The 18,071-nt window shown below is 52.3% G+C and carries 10 protein-coding genes and 1 pseudogene; 1 reads left to right on the top strand and 10 read right to left on the bottom strand.

The window, feature by feature from the left end:
- Positions 1–459: 459 nt before the first annotated feature.
- The 4 genes from K7B04_RS10300 to K7B04_RS10285 form a co-directional block, all read right to left on the bottom strand.
- Positions 460–1,011: a fimbrial protein gene (locus tag K7B04_RS10300; RefSeq protein WP_223803962.1), complete on the bottom strand. Its 552-nt coding sequence runs from the start codon at positions 1,009–1,011 to the stop codon at positions 460–462.
- Between the two features lie 56 nt (positions 1,012–1,067).
- Positions 1,068–1,769 (bottom strand): fimbria/pilus periplasmic chaperone, encoded by a 702-nt coding sequence (locus K7B04_RS10295; protein ID WP_275957289.1) that lies wholly within the window; start codon positions 1,767–1,769, stop codon positions 1,068–1,070.
- A 143-nt stretch (positions 1,770–1,912) separates the two neighbouring features.
- Complete coding sequence (locus K7B04_RS10290) at positions 1,913–4,486, bottom strand: outer membrane usher protein (RefSeq protein ID WP_223804144.1); 2,574 nt, start codon at positions 4,484–4,486, stop codon at positions 1,913–1,915.
- 222 nt (positions 4,487–4,708) lie between these two features.
- Positions 4,709–5,278: a fimbrial protein gene (locus K7B04_RS10285; RefSeq protein ID WP_223803960.1), complete on the bottom strand. Its 570-nt coding sequence runs from the start codon at positions 5,276–5,278 to the stop codon at positions 4,709–4,711.
- Between the two features lie 504 nt (positions 5,279–5,782).
- Here K7B04_RS10285 and K7B04_RS10280 point away from each other — a divergent pair.
- Positions 5,783–6,697 (top strand): LysR family transcriptional regulator, encoded by a 915-nt coding sequence (locus tag K7B04_RS10280; protein ID WP_223803959.1) that lies wholly within the window; start codon positions 5,783–5,785, stop codon positions 6,695–6,697.
- 575 nt (positions 6,698–7,272) lie between these two features.
- Here K7B04_RS10280 and K7B04_RS10275 read toward each other — a convergent pair.
- From K7B04_RS10275 to K7B04_RS10245, 6 genes and pseudogenes are all read right to left on the bottom strand, one after another.
- Complete coding sequence (locus K7B04_RS10275) at positions 7,273–8,052, bottom strand: Sua5/YciO/YrdC/YwlC family protein (RefSeq protein WP_223803958.1); 780 nt, start codon at positions 8,050–8,052, stop codon at positions 7,273–7,275.
- A gap of 824 nt (positions 8,053–8,876) precedes the next feature.
- A complete protein-coding gene (locus tag K7B04_RS10270; protein WP_223803957.1) occupies positions 8,877–9,317 on the bottom strand; it encodes a membrane-associated Zn-dependent protease 1 in 441 nt (146 codons plus the stop codon).
- Between the two features lie 245 nt (positions 9,318–9,562).
- Positions 9,563–9,901: a hypothetical protein gene (locus tag K7B04_RS10265; RefSeq protein WP_223803956.1), complete on the bottom strand. Its 339-nt coding sequence runs from the start codon at positions 9,899–9,901 to the stop codon at positions 9,563–9,565.
- 96 nt (positions 9,902–9,997) lie between these two features.
- Positions 9,998–14,017 carry an inverse autotransporter beta domain-containing protein gene (locus K7B04_RS10260; RefSeq protein ID WP_223803955.1) on the bottom strand — a complete coding sequence of 1,340 codons (4,020 nt, stop codon included), beginning with the start codon at positions 14,015–14,017 and terminating at the stop codon, positions 9,998–10,000.
- Between the two features lie 131 nt (positions 14,018–14,148).
- On the bottom strand, positions 14,149–14,544 hold the full coding sequence (locus K7B04_RS10255; RefSeq protein WP_223803954.1) for a hypothetical protein: 396 nt from the start codon (positions 14,542–14,544) through the stop codon (positions 14,149–14,151).
- 1,096 nt (positions 14,545–15,640) lie between these two features.
- Positions 15,641–17,830: pseudogene (locus K7B04_RS10245) on the bottom strand (TonB-dependent siderophore receptor).
- Between the last annotated feature and the right edge of the window lie 241 nt (positions 17,831–18,071).

Raw genomic sequence — 18,071 nt, 5'->3', positions numbered from 1 at the left:
TTGGGCGTGTGTCATTAAAATCCCAGCCAACTATTTTTACGTTGTGCCTCAGATACGAAGACTCCCGAAATGGTGTTATCTCAAGTCGTTCAGGGCCAGCAGCATATACAGTCGTACTTAAGGCACAATAAAGAGTCGAACACAAGAGGACTCTGGAGACACTGAATGCTCGCAGAAAAAGCCTTTCAGGCATCATTTAATCGTTCCTTTTCTGATTTCTTCACGTTAAAGAGAGTGTAGTAATGTCGGTATTTAGACTGCAGTTTTAATTTATCCAGAACAGTCAAACCCGGACTAAATTTTTAGCTTTAGCTGGTTACGTCACGTGCTACCGGTATTCCCGGAGAGGTGGAACAGGTGCTGCGCTTTCATGGCACTTCGCGAAAGCTACTGAAATGCCTCATCGTGTTGCTCTTATATCCGTGGTCAGCATTACGGTACAGAATTGCTTCAGCTGACCTACTCATACTCGAGGCTGAACGTCGCCACCGAACTAAAATCTCCCTTTCCTATCGTTTTCTGTGCCAGTGCTTGCGGCTCTCCGCGGACATAGGCTCTGAGGGAAATCACGTTACTCCCCTTCAGCAGGTCATACTGGTCGCCAGGCTTGTTCACAGGCAAAGGCTTCGCCTCTGGTGTCTCCAGCCCAATCGCTATCCCGGTCGCGCTGCTTCCCTCGTTTACGGACAGTAATCCGGGCAGCGCCAGGTTTTCATTACCATAGAATTTAACCGACACTGTCTTACTTATTTCTGGATCACATTGCGCCAGTCTTATTTCGAATGGCAGGCCCGGCGTGCGCTCGTTCAGATACAGAAAGCTGTCCACAATGACGCCAAAATCCAGAGGTATATCCTCTGAACCGGACTCGATAACACATGCGTCTGCCATCACTGCGACACTGACATTAACGCGTGTCACGGCCTCAGATGCCACAGAAACTGTCACAATAAGTGAAGCCAGCACCTGGATGATGTTCAGATTCAGAACCTTTAATCCCGCAATACGCATTCTCAGCCACCGACTCATAACATTACTGAATTTCTTAAAGGGTACTTTCGTTCCGGCTACTGCGTCTTTTTATCCGGCATCACCGCGCAGGTGGTGCCGGAGCAGCTGAAGGTCAACTGAGGCCGGGCGCCATAGTCATTAACATAGGTCAGTACAGGTGATGCCCCCACCTCTCCGGCACCGATATTAAGCGGTGCCGTCCCTTTCGGGGACACCATCACCGGCTTAAAATCCTTTACGCCTTCCGCTCCCTTCCTGCTGCCCGCATCCACCAGGGTTATGTAGTACGGCGTCGGGTTGTTGACCGTGTATTTACCCGCCTGCACTGTCAGCGTCAGCTTCTCCTGTGGCGGCGCGGCACTGCTGTCAATAGCAAGGCCGGACGGACGGTAAAAAAGCTTGATGCGCGTCTGCAGCGCAATCTGCAGCGTGTTCGGCCTGTCGCTCTTCGGCGGAATTTCCCGCAGGTTGAAGTAGTACAGCGTCTCCCGGTCCTGCGGCAGCTGTCTGGCTGCAGGGAGCGCCTGTACCTTCACCTGGCTCGGCTTGCCTGGCTCAATGCGCTGCACCGGCGGCAGGACGGTCAGCGGGCTCTGGATTTTGTTGCCCTGCTCATCCTCAAGCCACGTCTGCGCGAGATACGGTAGCTGCGTATTCTGGTTAGTGACCCCCAGACTCACGGACTTCTGGCTGCCGTCAAACACCACCCGCGTACGGTCCAGGGCTATTGCGGCCTCTACCGTGGAAGCTGTCAGCATGACGGACAGCAGCGCGGATAAACTCAGCAAAAGCCGCCCGCTGTTTAGAATTGCTCTGTTGTCTTTTTCCATGGTCTTCTCATTCTTTCTCATAATGTCTTTCACGGCCTCCAGCCCTCTGTCTGGTTAAGCAGATGCTTTTCTTATTTAACTCCTATGACAGCATTCCCGCGATCAGGAAGCTGTGTCACGTCACTTTCTTTGTCAGCCGTTTTGTCATTGCGGGCATGACAGGGCAGCAGCAGCGTGTTCGCCAGCATTTCTTCCGGCAGCGTTGCCGGCATGCGTACTTCACACTGCGCTTTGCCATCCCAGTGCACGGTCATGGCCTCGCCGGCATTGATGCCGCTCAGGTACACGTTTCCGCCATCATTGACAATGCCGGTCTCTCTTTTACGGCCATTCATCACCGAGGCACCAAAGGGCGGCTCGCTTCCGTTGGCAAGTTTAATTACCGCCATCGCTTTCTGTCCGGCAATGACCTGAAATTTGCGATAGCCGATAGCACCTTCGGTGAGCGTAGCCTGCACCACAGACTGGCTGACCTCTGCGTTATCGGCCAGCCCGTTCAGGTCGATACTGACCTGGTTACGGTAGTAGCTGCTGACTTCTCCGGTCACCGCCTTCCCCCAGACATTGGTTCGGGTAGTGGAGCCAAACCCTCTGACGGGAACGCCGGGTACACCGTCTGAATCAATCAGTATCCTGGTTCCGCCGGCCACCCCGTCCCGGTGCACCGCTCCGCCTTCCGCGGTCAGGGTCACCCCTCCACTGGCGGATGCGCCCACGGCGCTGTAGCGTCCTTCCTGATAGCTGGCGTTGGCACTCATGCGCGCCATATCGCCCTCAAGGCTGTAATAGCCACTCAGGCTGGTTCCGGAAGGCGAGCGGCCTGCGCTCAGCTGGTAATGACTGTGTTCATCGACGCGCCTGTTGTAGCTGGCCCTGTGTGTGACAGCGTCACGGTTCAGCGTCACGTTATAGCTGACCGTTGCGTCGGCACCCCACGGCACGGACAGGGACAGGTATCCACCATCATCCCTGAGGCCATTGTACTGGTTGCGGTAAGCCGACAGCGACAGGCTCAGGTTACGCAGTGGACCGATATCGAAGTAGCGCGAAAGCGACAGGTTATAAAGGTCGCCGGCCGGCCGGTCCCAGTAGGTCTCATGGGTGTAGTTGAGGTAAGCACTGACTCCCAGGTCGCGAAAATGCTTGTTAAATATAATGGAGTATTTCTCTTTCCCTTTTCCCGTGCGAATACCATAGTAACCTGCGTCCAGATACTCACTCATGCTCATAAAGGTCCGCTCCGAAAAGCGGTAGCCAGCGAACGTAATCTGGCTGTCGTATTCGTCAAAGCTCTTTGAATAGTTCAGGCGGTAAGAGCCACCGCTCAGCGTGTTATCCTCTTGCGGCAGCCGGGCCCTTGACTGGGTAGCGTCGAACGAGAGGGCTCCGAGAGCCAGCAGGTCACGCCCGATGCCGAACGACAGCGCACTGTAATCACCGCCGGCGAGCGCTCCGCCATACAGCGACCAGCCGTTGCTCACCCCCCAGGAAAATTCACCGGCACCAAACAGCGGCCCGCGCGAGCGGTGCTGCCAGTCTGACGGTTTACCCGTTGCAAGCTTATAACGGAACGAGCCTGGGCGCGTCAGGTAAGGGATACTGGCTGTGTTCATGGTGAACTCATGTACGCTGCCGTCCTGCTCCTCAACACGTACGTTCAGCGTTCCCGACACTGAATCGTTGATATCCTGTATGCGAAACGGACCTGCAGCAACGGTGGTCTCATACAGCACGCGCCCCATTTGGGTGATGATGACTTTGGCGTTGGTTTTCGCCACTCCCACCACCTCCGGGGCGTAGCCGCGCAGGTTCGGGGGCAACATGTTGTCATCCGAGACCAGACCGGCACCAGTAAAACGGAAGCTGTCGAATATAGCCGAATCCAGATACCCCTCACCTGCAGTGAGTTTTGCGCCCAGCGAGGGAACCGGCCGGTAGGCATAGTAACGACTCCACTTCATACTCTTCTGGGTGCGTCCTGAGCCAGAAAAACGGTCTAGCTGTGACTGCCAGTCTGCCCTCAGACGCCATGCCCCCACATTTGCCCCCGCCGTGCCGTTGCCGCTCAGCGAGTAAGAGATATCCCCACGGCGTGCATCTCTTTGCGCCTGTGAATTAAGACTGTAATCGAACAAAATACCAGGAATACCGTTATCCCAGCGGGACGGAGGGTCCCAGTTTTCTGCCGTGTATTCCATAAAGGCCTGAGGAATGCTGAGGTACAGTGACCCGGTGGAAATATCTCCCCGAGCCTGTGTACCCGGCAGGCTTTGCATGTCCAGACAGCGACCATTATTAACGTACCTGAGCGAGGGGATGATACTGTCCTTAAGCCCCAGTTGTGAAACCAGTCCCGGGGTCAGGCAGGGCACACTTCCTTTCGGGTCATCCGCCGGCGCATAGAACTCGACGGACGTCTCTGGCAGCGAAGCCCGGTTAACGTTAACGACCATACTGTATAGACCGGGAACAATGTAGCCACTGCGGGAAAACCGGGTAAGGTCAATATTACTGCGGTCATCCACATCGAGAGCGTCCATGTTGAAATGAATATCTTCCGCTCGCGCACTCACTGCTCCTGTTATAAGGATTGCCATACTCAAAGCCGTGCACGCTCGCAGGCGGAAACCCGGACTCGTCTGCATGAGCATGAGATACCTCTTCTATTCTTTATCTGTATTGCTGGGGGGCTACGGAAAAAGACCTGTCAAAGAACATCTGAAACAATTAAACGCGGGAGTATAAACCCGAAAATACTTACCGGACCCGATATCCTTTTATGTGTTTCAGATAACCTTCCCTTTACAGAGGGCGTGGTCTGCCCACGCACTCTGTACGTTAAAGGTCTTTAATTCGAGGTATTCAGATTAGTTGTAGGCCAGCTGGAAATTGGCTACGGCTGTGAAGTCACCCGGCACAACTGTTACTGGAGTTGACCCACCACCTTCACCTCCAGCCTGCGCAGGTAAACCCTTCAGATAGCCCTGGAAACGCAGTTCATTATCGCCTGCATTCAGCGTCTGCGCAGTAACAGCCGTACCGAAGAGAACGTCTTCACCCAGACCGGTTTTAATACCGACACCAGCACCTGAGGCAGTACCGTTAATTGCAAGAAGTTTATTGTTTGTCCCTGGAGCACCCTGACCGGTAAAGGTTACCTGAACATTGTTTTTCTTAGCCGGGTCGCCAAAATCGCAGCCTTGAAGCTTGATGGAAAACTCCTTCGGAGTGGAGGTTGCTCCATCTTTTTTCAAGAGCACATTAGACACCTGCCCCAAATCTACGGTCTGATCAGCAGATTTCGAATCAACGGAGCAGGGAGCGTCAATGATAGAGCCTGTAAAGGTTACTTTGCCGTGCCCCTGATCAGCGGCGCTTACCGCAGAAGACACGCCGGCAGTTAAAAAAAATGCAATCAATAATTTGTTCAACTTCATTTCATGTCCTTATCGATCAATAAAAAAACAGATGTAAACGTTACATCGCGGTGCCATTTTACATATATCTCTTTGATCGTCAAAAACGATCAATAGGCAAATAATAATAGCTTAAAGCTATTATGAATTAATTTATCGATCGGGTATTCCTATTACAATGAGTTAACGGTTTTTACATATGTGCATGAAATCCATATCTATATTTACACAAACATGCTGTGTTGGTCTGACATCATGAGTGTCGTACTGGTGACATCACCCGAGAGCAATAGAAATAATCTCTTACACTTTACCCCCACCCCTGCAAGTCAATCGAGGCAGGAGGTGGCACTGCTGCGGTAGTCTCAAATAAATATCCCACATCAACTCAGGGCGCTGTATTCATGGAGAGAATAACAGGCGATATACGATAAAAATGCTGACCACGAACCAGTACTTGACGATAGCCAGGACTTTTGTCACTAATTATCTGGTGATGTTTTTGGGCCAGACACAGGTTGTAGAATGGAAAAAATCGAGAATTTAGTTCCAATGGTGGTTTTCGCGCGTGTCGTCGAAACCCTGAGCTTCACTGAAACTGCACGCTCCCTGGGAATGTCAAAGTCGTCAGTCAGCCGGGATATTTCAACGCTGGAAAAGCGCATTGGAGCGATGTTGCTTAAGCGAACCACCAGGAAAATAGAGGTCACTGAGTTGGGGTTAAGCTACTATCAGCACTGCTTCAAAATACTGAATGAACTGCGTGCTGCCGAACGGTTTATTCGTAATTATTATGAGGAACCCGTGGGGACAATAAAAATAATTGCCCCTGTAACCTTCGGCAAAGAGTATGTTGTGCCAGCATTAAATTCATACCTGGAACGAAATAAGATGGCTAATGTCGATCTCGATTTATCGGACAAAGCAGTAGATATCAAAGAGAGTCAGTACGATTTGTCGATCATCGTGGCTCAGGACACACCGCCCCATAATCACACTAAATTTTTATGCTCGATTCAGTGGGGACTTTATGCCACCCCCGACTGTATTGCCCGTATGCGTTCGATCCTGACGCCAAACGATCTCCCTGCCCGTAACTACATCCTGTTTCGTGGCGTGGCGCATACGGTTTCCCTGCCTTTCAGGAAAGAGAAACAGAAGGTCAGCATTGACGTCCATAGCCGCTTCAGAAGTAACAACAGCGTGGCACTGGTCAGCATGGCGCTTTCCGGAATAGGCATTGCTTATCTGCCGAATTACATCGCGCGAGAAAGCGTAGCCGCCGGAAATCTGGTACGGCTTTTACCTGGCTGGCAGATGGATGAATATAAAGTCTGGCTACTGTCAAAGAATAAAAATACCATGACGTCAGACATTAAGCGCTTCAGTGACGAACTGCAGCAGATGATCTCAAGAGCAGAGGTCAAAGAAGGCAGCTAATATCCAGCACGGCATCAGGAATGATCAATACTTTGTCATCCAGCAAAAAACCGTGCGTAGTGGTGGTAGAACCCTGGTTTTCAGATCGAAAGTGACGATCCGATCGACAAAGTCTTCCATGACTTCCCGGGCGGGAAGAAATGACAGGATCGGTCTCGCGCTGAGGTTATCCGGCAAGGGTAACCATTAAAGGCCAGTCCAGCTGGCGATAGTGCACATATGCCACTTGTCACGCAGAACACCGAAAGAATAACTCCTGTACCCTGAATGAACCCTGCCTGCTTTTTTATCACATGCACCGTGCCACGCCAGTTGGTACAGATGAGCATTTCAACTTTACTTCTTTGCCATGTACTGTTAACCACCTATTCCAGTATATGTATATCAGCCAGATCGCTTAATCAAAACCTCAGATCTCAAGTAGAGGTCGCTCGGTTTAAAAGCTTTATTTTATTTATACATAGCATCCTGAATGGGTGTTAATGGGGAGCAGTGTAATCACGCTAATACGCAATTGAATAGTATATAAATGCCATTATCACTTACATCCGTTATGCACTGATAACCCCGGATAATTAATAATAATCTCCATGGCGATAATCCCAGGAGTTAAAATGAGCAGACATTAATTGAATAATTCTGTTCACATCGAGACCTTTTCGGATTAATACCGGACAAGGGGTCACCTTTCTGGCACCGGACTGTTCAGGAACAAGATTACCCTCACTGTCCACCATGGACACCATGACGCCCTGTTCATACCGGCTCTCCTGCGTTTCATCTGGCTGAACAGAACTGACATACTCGTTAGCACAAATAATTAAATCTGCACGGGTTTCAATGCGTTCTCCGATGAATTCCACCATGCCGCGATTGCCTTTTCCAGAAGGATTTGCAGAGCTGGCAAAAGAGATTTTCTGATGAATATTCCATAGCTCTTTAGCAATCATTTCCCCTGGTTTACCGAACTTAATAACAAAGCAGCTGGTTTTTCTGCCATCCATCATCAGCTCTTTCAGACCATTATCTGGTAATTTTTCGATGGCATCTTCCCGCCAAGGTAAAATACAGCCCAGCAGTACGTCTGCATCCCAGTGAGCCTGATAAAATACCTCGATCTCCCTGTTCAGCAGGGCCAGTGATTTAAGTTGTTCCATACTCCCGCACAACACCACGCCTGGTTTATTGCGATTTCGCTGTTTGGCCTCGAATTTCCTTTCAAGCCCTTCTTTATCCGAGGTCATAATGATATAACCAACCTTTGTCGGACAAACAATCATACCACCATCAGCCGATAATACCTTAACGGCCTCGGGCTGAACCTGACCATTCCACAAAATTTTCTTATTCATCATACATTCTTCCGGCTCTTTTCTGCTGTCATAAGTTCAGGGAAGGATGTCCTGTAATAATGGGCTTCGCAACAGTAAAGGAAATTCCCCCTGCATTGTTTCTGCACAGGAACAATATCGCCTATTTATGGGAAATTCGCCAGATCACCTGAAATTGTTATTGGTTTTCTTTCAATCGGAAATTTATAAAAAACACCGGCGAATGTCCATTTTCAGAATGAGGTTAACGCCAGGTGCGTATTAACACTCACAGAGACCGCCCAATAACATTACCGAAGTACGGCTGATAACATTTGGCTGGATCGCTGAATAACATTTATGGAGATCACTTTTGGCTCATTTTGTTATTTGGTGATCTCCATCAATGTTACTGGAACATCACAGGTGTGTTGTTCTGTATCCTTTAAATGGCTGCCCTACCGCGTTGGTAACGCAACGCCGTAACGGTTGGTCAATGCTGTGCCTTCGTAATGAACCAGCAGTAAAGCCAGATCCCGCCTCAAGGGTTTAAGAAAGTGCTTCCAGCGTTTAAGTACCCGTTCAGCCTCTGCCTTACCTAACTCACGATTCAACAAGCGTCGGGTAGTGGATTTAAGCGATAGCGTAAAGAACCCGCCGTTAAATACGCAACTGGTGTAAAAAGGGTGGCTTAAAACGGCAATTTGCGATGTAAATTGGTTGATTTGATTTTGGCTATTTAAAATGACAGCTTAACGGCGTTTACTGTTCCGTTACTTCCCAGCCACCGAGATCTACTTTCCACGGCGGCACAGCCTGGGATTATCACCGCGTCCGTGACCGGTGCTTTCGTACCATCTGTATCGTTATCAGGGCTGTGCATGTACGGTGCTCCTTCTGGTCAGGCAGGCTCTGGTTTCTTCATCCCGGCGGGCGTCAAGAACGGCCCTGGTTTCGTCGCGGACAGGCACGTCAAAGCCCATGCTGTCCACAGCACCGGCTCCCGCGAGACGATATGCAACCAGGCGCCCGCTGACAGGAATACGGAATTCCTGGGTGCTGCCGGGAGTGAGTTCTCCAAACTCGTACATACTGAAGTCCCCCGGCTCACAACGCTCTGTGACAGGCAGAATGACGAGGTAGCCCTTAGTGACCGGCTCATCGCCGTCGTTACGCAGGGTACCTCCCACAAAGAACTTCCCTTCAGCCCCTATGCCCATATGGAAGGCCAGAACCGGCAGGGCTTTTGCTCGTGCTGCGGTTGCAGTAACAAGCAGGCTAAGCAGCAGCACGGACAGCAATGCTTTCATCCGGTTAACTCCTTCGAAGGGTCTTCATCATCAATGTTTCAGTGCGGATTACGCGTTGAGAGAACGCTTCTTTATTTTATAAGTTCTGCTTACAACCAGTTGCTATCAGTCAGCATTGTCAGTAGTAAATCACTGTTCATGTGGTATACCACTCACGTATCACGGCGCATAAACCAACCCTGCCAGCGTGTGATCTGCTTTTCGACTGAATCCAGTATTGTCGTTACCTGATTGCCCGTCTGACGTCACATCACCCACGCCATTGTTTTCCACAAGGGGGGCGTGGTAAGCCATGACTGATATGCAACCTCTTCAATATTATCCGTGTCCGCTTCAGCGCCCCAGTCGGTTAACCGTGCGTCTGGCAGGACCTTTGCCAGCACCGTCTCGGGGAAACCGCCGCTGAATACAGCCTGTCCGCCGAGTTTTTTTATCCTGCGCCCGGTAACTTTGATATCCGGATACACGGTATGCACCAGTGAAAACAACGACTGCTGGTAGCATTTCAGAAACATGCCCTCCCGGATAAGCGTAAGCTTTCCCGGACGGGCACTCAGCGCCAGCCTCTCCTTTATCTCTATCATTCACTCTCCTCAGACTCCCCCGCGGGAACACGGGGGAGAATAAAAAAATTAATTAAAATTTAAAAAACACAAAGGTTAAAGGCTAAAAACTAAAATCTAAAGACCCTGACGACACACCACGTAGACCGGGATGAGGTCGCTGATGGCGGCGCCGTTAGGACCTTTCACAAAGAAGGCCCAGTAGTAGCCGGAAAAACTACTCTCATCCGACGCCCAGTAAATGCTCCCGGAGAAACCGTAATTTTCCGTGTTTCCCCACTCGTTCCACAGCCCCCCCGAGGTGTCCCGATTCGACGTGCGATAAAACTCGCTCAATGTTGGCAACCCGCCATCATTCTTACAGGCCGCTACCGCTTCGGCATGATGTTTGGTTCCACTTAGAAATTCGAACCATTTATTGAGAGTGAAGCTGTATTTGATGGTTTTCCCCTGACCGCTTGTGGGCGTCCCCGTTATGGTCACTTTTACTCCCGTCCCCTTACCTTTAAACGTCACAATCCCATTGGTCTCACCTACTTTTGCCCAGGTAGTGTCAGAGCTCCAATTGTAATCCGCTACATTTTTACCGTCTTTCGGCACAATGGTGAAGGTTGCCCCGTCAAAGCCGGTGGTCGGGAAGGTCCCAATTTCGCTGTTCTGGTCAAAGGAGAAATCGTTGAGCTGCGTTCTGATAGAGGCAGGCCCTTCTGTATTCTCCGTAATGGCATACGCCCCGGACTTCGCCGGCTCGCTCCAGCCGCTCAGCTTCAGCGTCGCCTGGTTGTTGGTGCTCACGGTCTTCGCCGTGTAGGTCGCGGTGTACGTGCCGTCCGGGCTCTCCGCCCAGCCGCTGCCCTTCAGCGTCGCGTTCGGTACCTCCACGGCATCCGCCGTCAGCGAGGAGGATGCCCCGGTCACCGCGTTATCCTGCGCGTCCTTCAGCGTCACCGTCACCCTCATGTCCGCACCCGCGGTGTAGGTGGTGGCGTCGGTGTCAATGACCGACTTCGCCTGCGCCACGGCTCCTGCCGTAATGGCATACGCCCCGGACTTCGCCGGCTCGCTCCAGCCGCTCAGCTTCAGCGTCGCCTGGTTGTTGGTGCTCACGGTCTTCGCCGTGTAGGTCGCGGTGTACGTGCCGTCCGGGCTCTCCGCCCAGCCGCTGCCCTTCAGCGTCGCGTTCGGTACCGTCACGGTCTCCGCCGTCAGCGAGGAGGATGCCCCGGTCACCGCGTTATCCTGCGCGTCCTTCAGCGTCACCGTCACCCTCATGTCCGCACCCGCGGTGTAGGTGGTGGCGTCGGTGTCAATGACCGACTTCGCCTGCGCCACGGCTCCTGCCGTAATGGCATACGCCCCGGACTTCGCCGGCTCGCTCCAGCCGCTCAGCTTCAGCGTCGCCTGGTTGTTGGTGCTCACGGTCTTCGCCGTGTAGGTCGCGGTGTACGTGCCGTCCGGGCTCTCCGCCCAGCCGCTGCCCTTCAGCGTCGCGTTCGGTACCGTCACGGTCTCCGCCGTCAGCGAGGAGGATGCCCCGGTCACCGCGTTATCCTGCGCGTCCTTCAGCGTCACCGTCACCCTCATGTCCGCACCCGCGGTGTAGGTGGTGGCGTCGGTGTCAATGACCGACTTCGCCTGCGCCACGGCTCCTGCCGTAATGGCATACGCCCCGGACTTCGCCGGCTCGCTCCAGCCGCTCAGCTTCAGCGTCGCCTGGTTGTTGGTGCTCACGGTCTTCGCCGTGTAGGTCGCGGTGTACGTGCCGTCCGGGCTCTCCGCCCAGCCGCTGCCCTTCAGCGTCGCGTTCGGTACCGTCACGGTCTCCGCCGTCAGCGAGGAGGATGCCCCGGTCACCGCGTTATCCTGCGCGTCCTTCAGCGTCACCGTCACCCTCATGTCCGCACCCGCGGTGTAGGTGGTGGCGTCGGTGTCAATGACCGACTTCGCCTCATCCGGCGCGGACGCTTTCAGTACCACCTTCACGGCAATCTGGCCAACCGGCTCGCCGTTGTAGTACGGTCTGATGGTGTACCGCCCCGGCACACTGCCGGCCAGCGTTGCCACATAAACGCCATCCCCTTCCGGCTCACTGATATCACTGAGCGCCAGCGGCAGGGCAGACCGCCCGCTGACCCCCTCAGGGGTAACCACGAACGAAAGATTGCCTTTAATCCCGGAGAGGGGGCTTCCCGCATCATCCCGGGCAGAAAGCGTCAGGGTGGATATATCATGACCGTCTGCAGCAATGGTTTCAGGTGACGCGGTGAACGTTGTGCGTTCCGCATCGGGTGAAAGACTGCTTATCGTCACCGTCGCCGCGCTCACTTTCTGCCCGCCAATTTCCGGCGTCACCGTCACGCTTTCCCGCCCGGTACCCGCCGTCACCGTCACCTCAAATACGCCCGCATCCTTCTGCACGGGGGCTGATACGGTTGCGGTGTGAAGCTCACCCGTTTTTATCACTATCTCTTCGGCCGGTATACTCACAGCCTGCCCCTCAGCATCCCTGACGGCGAGCGTCAGTACCTGCGTGCTTTTACCGTCCGCGGGAAGCATGGATGATGCCGGCGTAAAGGTGCTTTTTTCTGCACTGACCAGCGGTGCCTGCACGGTCACCTGGGTTTCAGCCCGGTCAGAAACGTTCCCTTTTATATCAACGGCAACGCCGCTGACGGTGTAACTGTTGACGCCTTCCGCTCCTGAGCGATAACCCGGCATCACCACCGTCCAGTCACTCCCGTTCTGTACGATTTTCCCGCCCGCTGCGATGAGCGGGGAAGCAGACCAGTCAATGCGCTCCAGCCCGTGCCTGCTGTTGACGGATACCCCCAGAGACTTCTGCTCACCGGCATAGCCCGTCACCAGGTCTGCCGTCTTCAGGCGGATAACTTCTTTTTTGCGGTACTCCAGCACGATATTATTGTTGCGATCGACCAGGTCATACCGGCTACCGGCCAGGCTGCGCATGGCGGCCACCGCGTCCGGATTAATCTGGTGCTGCCATGGCATACCCAGCTGGTAGTTCATATCAACGCTGAAACGGGTGTCGCTTTTACCTGACTGCCCCTGCCGCTGCTCTGCACTGAACGTCAGCAGCGGCACCGGCGTGTAATTCACGCCTGCCGTGATGGCGTGCGGATTTCGCTGACGGTTATCCCGGCCAAACAGGGCCACCTCATTACCGTAGTACTGCTCATACGTCAGCTTTCCGCCCAGCTGTGGCAGTGCCGGCAGCCAGTACTGCGCCCGGACATCCCAGCCGTTAGCCGGACGTTCTTCATAGTCCTCAAGGTCCGGTGAGCTTTTCCAGCCCGTCAGGCGGTGGTAGGTGTTGACGCCCAGCTTCAGGAAATCTCGCCAGTACTCGCCGCCCAGCCCCAGACGGGCATGGTCGCGGGACAGGTCGTAATCAAGAAAGGTGCTGGCGCCCAGCATCCAGTCAGCGGCGAACCAGCGGTAACCCAGACCGAGATTAGACTGGGTGCGGTCGTCGGTCCGGTGGATGCTGCCCTGGGTAAAGACAAGACTGTCCTTTTGTTCATACAAAGGGACAAGCAGGTCGAGCTGCGAGTTTTTGAGAGAGAAGTTTTTATCCGCATCCAGCTGCAGGCGGGCGGTGCCGAAACGGCTCAGCCACTGCTGGATTTCACTGCCGGCAGCACCGGTGACCATACCGCGGGCCATGGAAGCCGCCGCATCACCGTTCGGGTTGTTTGCCAGAAAGCTCCCCGCCTGCGAGGCATAGCCTGCGACTTTGTTCGCCTGCGTATCTTCGTTATTCTGACCGGGAGCTGAGGTTGCAGGGGCATCATCCCAGCGCACTTCCGGGAGCGGGGCTACCGGAACATCCAGCTCATCACCAGCCTGCAGGTGGTCAAAGCCACGCGCGAAAGTGCGGAACTGGTTCAGGGTACGCAGCGAGTCCAGCGACATATTGTATTTTCTGGCCACTGACGAAACGCTCTCCCCTTCCCCCAGGGTGTAAACCCGGGTATGCCATTCAGTCTGCGCCTGACGCTGCAGAAACCGGCCGTCACTGCCGGTGCCGGCAATGGCCGGCGTGAAGGCCATTGCCAGCGGAAAGGAGACCTGAACGCCGATATTAAACCAGGTCAGTAATTTTACCAGAGGTGGCACGCGCTCCCCGTGCCTGAATGCACCATACATAATATTTATCCGTCGTCGTTGTGGAATACACCAGAGTTCAGGTATCAGCCAGAGCGGGTCCGCACAACCCGACGGGCCGCCTGATGAAACCGTTGAGAGGTTCAGTAGGTCATGAGAAGCCGGTTCAGTTTCCTCACGCCAAATATAGTGGCGAGCCTGCCCTTATACCGGTAAAAGCTTGACCGTGAGCCCGCCGGACCGAAAGCACGCAGGGGAATGCCCGTCGCCCTGAAGTGAATGCACAGGCTCAGAAAGTCAGCGTCCGTCAGGGCGGGGGACTGGCGAGCTATGGTCGCCGGCAGCAGCCCGGTAACGGCAGGAGTCAGCTCAGAAATGATGGACGGGACAGAGGTTTCTGCGCTGATAACAGCCCGGCAGATGCTGGTGTTAAAGTTAAGATACTGCGCCAGGGGCATCATCCTGGGGCTTGCAATAATAACCGCGTGTCTGATATCCCGGGAACGAATCAGCTCAGGCAACCAGTGCAGAAACGCCATGACATTATGTCCGCACAGGTGAATGAAAACCCACTGAGTCGTATTAAGGGGGGGCAGGACATCGACCACCCCCTGCACGCCGCATCTGAAAAAACAGTCGTCCTCAGGCCAGCACCGCACCCTGTTTTTATATTCGTTCCGGTCGTCCCGAAGCATTTTCTTTCTCCCTTTACCGCGCGGACGCGTCACCGTCGCGCTTCAACATGTCTGACCAGCCTCCGGAAGCAGCCTGGAAAATAACCGCACGTAAAGCACGCTCCCGTGGCTTCATTTTACATACAGTTGATTGATCGCCAAAAACGATCAATATCTTAACCGTGATAGTCAAAAGCTATTACACAATAAATAATCGATCGGACATCCCTATAGCCGGATAAGGATGTCAATGTATAATTATCTGAAAGTAAGCGATATTTTCTGGCGCGGTCAGTTCAGTGTGGAAATGGAGGCGAGAACGGCGTGCGGGGTTGTGAATTATTTTGTTACAATTAAAAGTCCGTAGCCGGGTGAACGCAAAGCCCGTAATTTTATACGGGTTCATCTGCAGAAATCGGCGTTAACTGCCAAAAATGCAGGGCAATACCCCCGTATTTGTTATTTACTTAATGCTTTGAGGTAATCAGCGATATTTCTTCTTGATCGCCTTATAAAACAATCCAGGATGTGTCAATTTTATATTCCAACTGAAGCAGGTCATAAGCGCTCTGAAGACACCGCCAGAACTCAGGTGTTCTTCCCAGCGCAGGGGCAATGCGAATTGCCAGTGGTGGAGTTAATGCTGTTTTACCGGCAAAAAATTGCGATACTGTGGCGGGCATGACTCAGAGATGAGTGCAAATCGACGACCACTAACGCCCATAACCTCTAAATTTCTGGTAATAATCTCTCCAGGATGGGAAATTTTTAAACTGTCTCATTAGTGACAATCCGCATAGTTAAAAAGTAAGGGCACGATGTTAACCCGCGTTAAATATCCCACGCTGGCCAGCACCTGCCTCACGGAAAGTCATTCTGTCTTACGGTTAATGTTTGCGTGTTTAAACCATAAAAACAGTTTGAAAATGGTAGAGGCGACCTCAAGGTCGCCTAACATTTATTAAAATGACATCGTTACGCCAGCATAATAAGCACGTCCGGGTTCGTTATACGTTGAAGCCCCGGCGTTCTCACGATAGATACGTTTGTCAAACAGGTTGCTAATACCTGCACTGGCACGCAGATTTTTGGTGATATCGTAGTTGACGTTTAAGCCAACAACGGAATAAGGACTAATTTCTCGTTGTGAAAGACCTTTACGGTTTTCAAGGACGGTTTCAGCATACTGGCGCGGTTTCTGGCGACCATATTGCGTCCAGTTAACGTTTGTGCTCAGTTCTTCTGTCGCTTGCCATTCCAGCTGGGAGTTGATGGTAAACTCCGGGATGACTGACAACGGATTTCCGGTCTTCTTGCTTTCAGAACGGAACATGTAGGTTGCGTTAGAGCGCCACTCCAGCGCATCCACAATCAAAGGAATAGTCAGGTTACCCTCAAGCCCTTCAACGATGGCTTTACCACCGTTTTCCCACCGCAACACATTATAAGTACCGTTGCTGTAAACAGCAGAAGTGCCAGACACGATTTTGTTTTTGTAATCATTACGGAAGTAGGTGATCCCGGCAGCATAACCTGCACGACTGAATTCAATCCCCACTTCTTTGTTAACGCTGATTTCAGGATCGAGATTATCGTTACCCAGTAAATAACATTGGCTAAGACCAATCGGACAGCCGTTGCCGCGCGTGGCAAGCAGGTAGCCCGGCGTTGACTGATACAGATTAGGCGCTTTAAACGCACGTGCAATACCTGCTTTCAAAGTGAAATATTCACCCAGTCCCTGTGATATATTCAGACTCGGACTCCAGTTCGCACCGAAGTTATCGTGATAGTCAAAGCGCAGCCCCGGAATAACCTCGGTAGTGTCGGTCGCAGCAATATTATCCTCGAAATACAGCGAACTAATCGTTGCGGCGTTTTTACTGCTACGTTGAGATGGATCGCCCGAGCTACCAGGCAAAAAGTTGTTAGTACTTGACGACTGCATGGAGGCCGGATCGTTGAGTTCATCGCGACTCCACTCCGCACCGAGGGTCACAGTTTGATCAACGAGCAACTGTAGAGGAAAGTTTGCTTCCCCGCCAGCACGATAGCTTTCCAGGCGGCTGGTTGAAAAGACATCACTATTAATCATCCCTTCACTACTACCGCCAGTACCCTCTTTTAAACGGGTATTGTTTGTCTTTTCATAGTTGAAGTTAAGCCTTGATGTCCCCCAATCTCAGATTCCATTATGTGTGATCCCGTAGCTTTGACGATATAAACGATTCGTTTCACTGCCATAGAGCGATTCAACCAGACCATTAGCACTGCTATTACTGTTACTGTTTTGAGTATCACCCGCATAGATATTGCCCTGACGGCTATAGCCATAGGAGAAATCCAGGATCTGGGTTGGTGTCATTTTCCAGGACAATACTCCGTTGATGTCTTTGTTACGCACGCCTTCTCGACCGGCTGCATATGAACCGTTTTGTGCTGTGTTGATGTCATAGGCATCGGCATCGGTGCGGTTGAGGTTACCATAAAGACGCATCGTCAAAGCGTCGCCTGCCAGTGGACCACTAATATTGAAATTAGCACGACGAGTGTCGCCTTCTTTGCTGCTTTCAGGCTGGTTTGTGAAGAGTGATAAGGAGCCGTGCCAGTCGTTAGTGGGGCGTTTAGTAATGATATTAACCACCCCGCCCGCAGCACCGGAACCGTAACGGGCCGCAGCCGGACCACGGATCACTTCAATACGCTCCACCATTTCTGCGGGGACCCAGTTAGTATCACCACGGGAATCACGCTCACCGCGCCAGTTATAGCGCACTGAGTTACGAGAGCTTACCGGCACACCATCAATCAACACCAGGGTATTCTCCGGGCCCATACCGCGAATATCGATCTGACGGTTGTTACCCCTACTACCGCTTGCGCCGTTACCGGTCAAATTCACGCCTGGCATTTTGCGGATGATGTCGGAAAGATCGTTAACCGGAGGACTTTTTTGAATGTCCTCTTCAGTTATGATCGAAACACCAGGCTGTTGTTTCAGTCCTTGTTCGGCGGTGACGAGCATCGTTTCATCGTCTGCCAGTTTTTCTGTAGGTTCTTCAGCAAAAACTGGTGAGGTGAGGAAACCAGCCAAAAACAGCGCAATTGGGCGCTTCTTACATAAAGTTACATTCACTTCGATAATCCCCATAAAAGTCAACAATAAATGCAAATACGTATAGTATTGAGAATGATTCGTATTGCAAACAAAATGAAATGAAAACTTCCTTTTTACACATCATTTGATTCTTTGGCGCTTTATGTGTAAATACCCCCAGGCCACCAATAAGGAAAAATCACATTACCTTCAAACACTTGGGTAATTATACCTCTCTATCCTTTTGCCTGGTCGAGTCCGTCAAGGCGATGTAAATTCAGAGCCAGCCTTCCGG

Origin of the sequence: Kluyvera sp. CRP (genome assembly GCF_019930565.1) — a bacterium.
Taxonomy (GTDB): Bacteria; Pseudomonadota; Gammaproteobacteria; order Enterobacterales; family Enterobacteriaceae; genus Kluyvera; species Kluyvera georgiana_A.
Note: the sequence above shows the minus strand (reverse complement) of the source record. Positions and strands in the feature narration are given on the sequence as shown.

Bases quoted from the DNA above. Each gene is read 5' to 3' on its own strand.
- K7B04_RS10300 (WP_223803962.1), bottom strand. From the start codon at position 1,011: ATGCGTATTGCGGGATTAAAGGTTCTGAATCTGAACATCATCCAGGTG.
- K7B04_RS10265 (WP_223803956.1), bottom strand. From the start codon at position 9,901: ATGATAGAGATAAAGGAGAGGCTGGCGCTGAGTGCCCGTCCGGGAAAG.
- K7B04_RS10255 (WP_223803954.1), bottom strand. From the start codon at position 14,544: ATGGCGTTTCTGCACTGGTTGCCTGAGCTGATTCGTTCCCGGGATATC.
- K7B04_RS10270 (WP_223803957.1), bottom strand. From the start codon at position 9,317: ATGAAAGCATTGCTGTCCGTGCTGCTGCTTAGCCTGCTTGTTACTGCA.
- K7B04_RS10275 (WP_223803958.1), bottom strand. From the start codon at position 8,052: ATGATGAATAAGAAAATTTTGTGGAATGGTCAGGTTCAGCCCGAGGCC.
- K7B04_RS10290 (WP_223804144.1), bottom strand. From the start codon at position 4,486: ATGCAGACGAGTCCGGGTTTCCGCCTGCGAGCGTGCACGGCTTTGAGT.
- K7B04_RS10285 (WP_223803960.1), bottom strand. From the start codon at position 5,278: ATGAAGTTGAACAAATTATTGATTGCATTTTTTTTAACTGCCGGCGTG.
- K7B04_RS10280 (WP_223803959.1), top strand. From the start codon at position 5,783: ATGGAAAAAATCGAGAATTTAGTTCCAATGGTGGTTTTCGCGCGTGTC.
- K7B04_RS10295 (WP_275957289.1), bottom strand. From the start codon at position 1,769: ATGCTGACAGCTTCCACGGTAGAGGCCGCAATAGCCCTGGACCGTACG.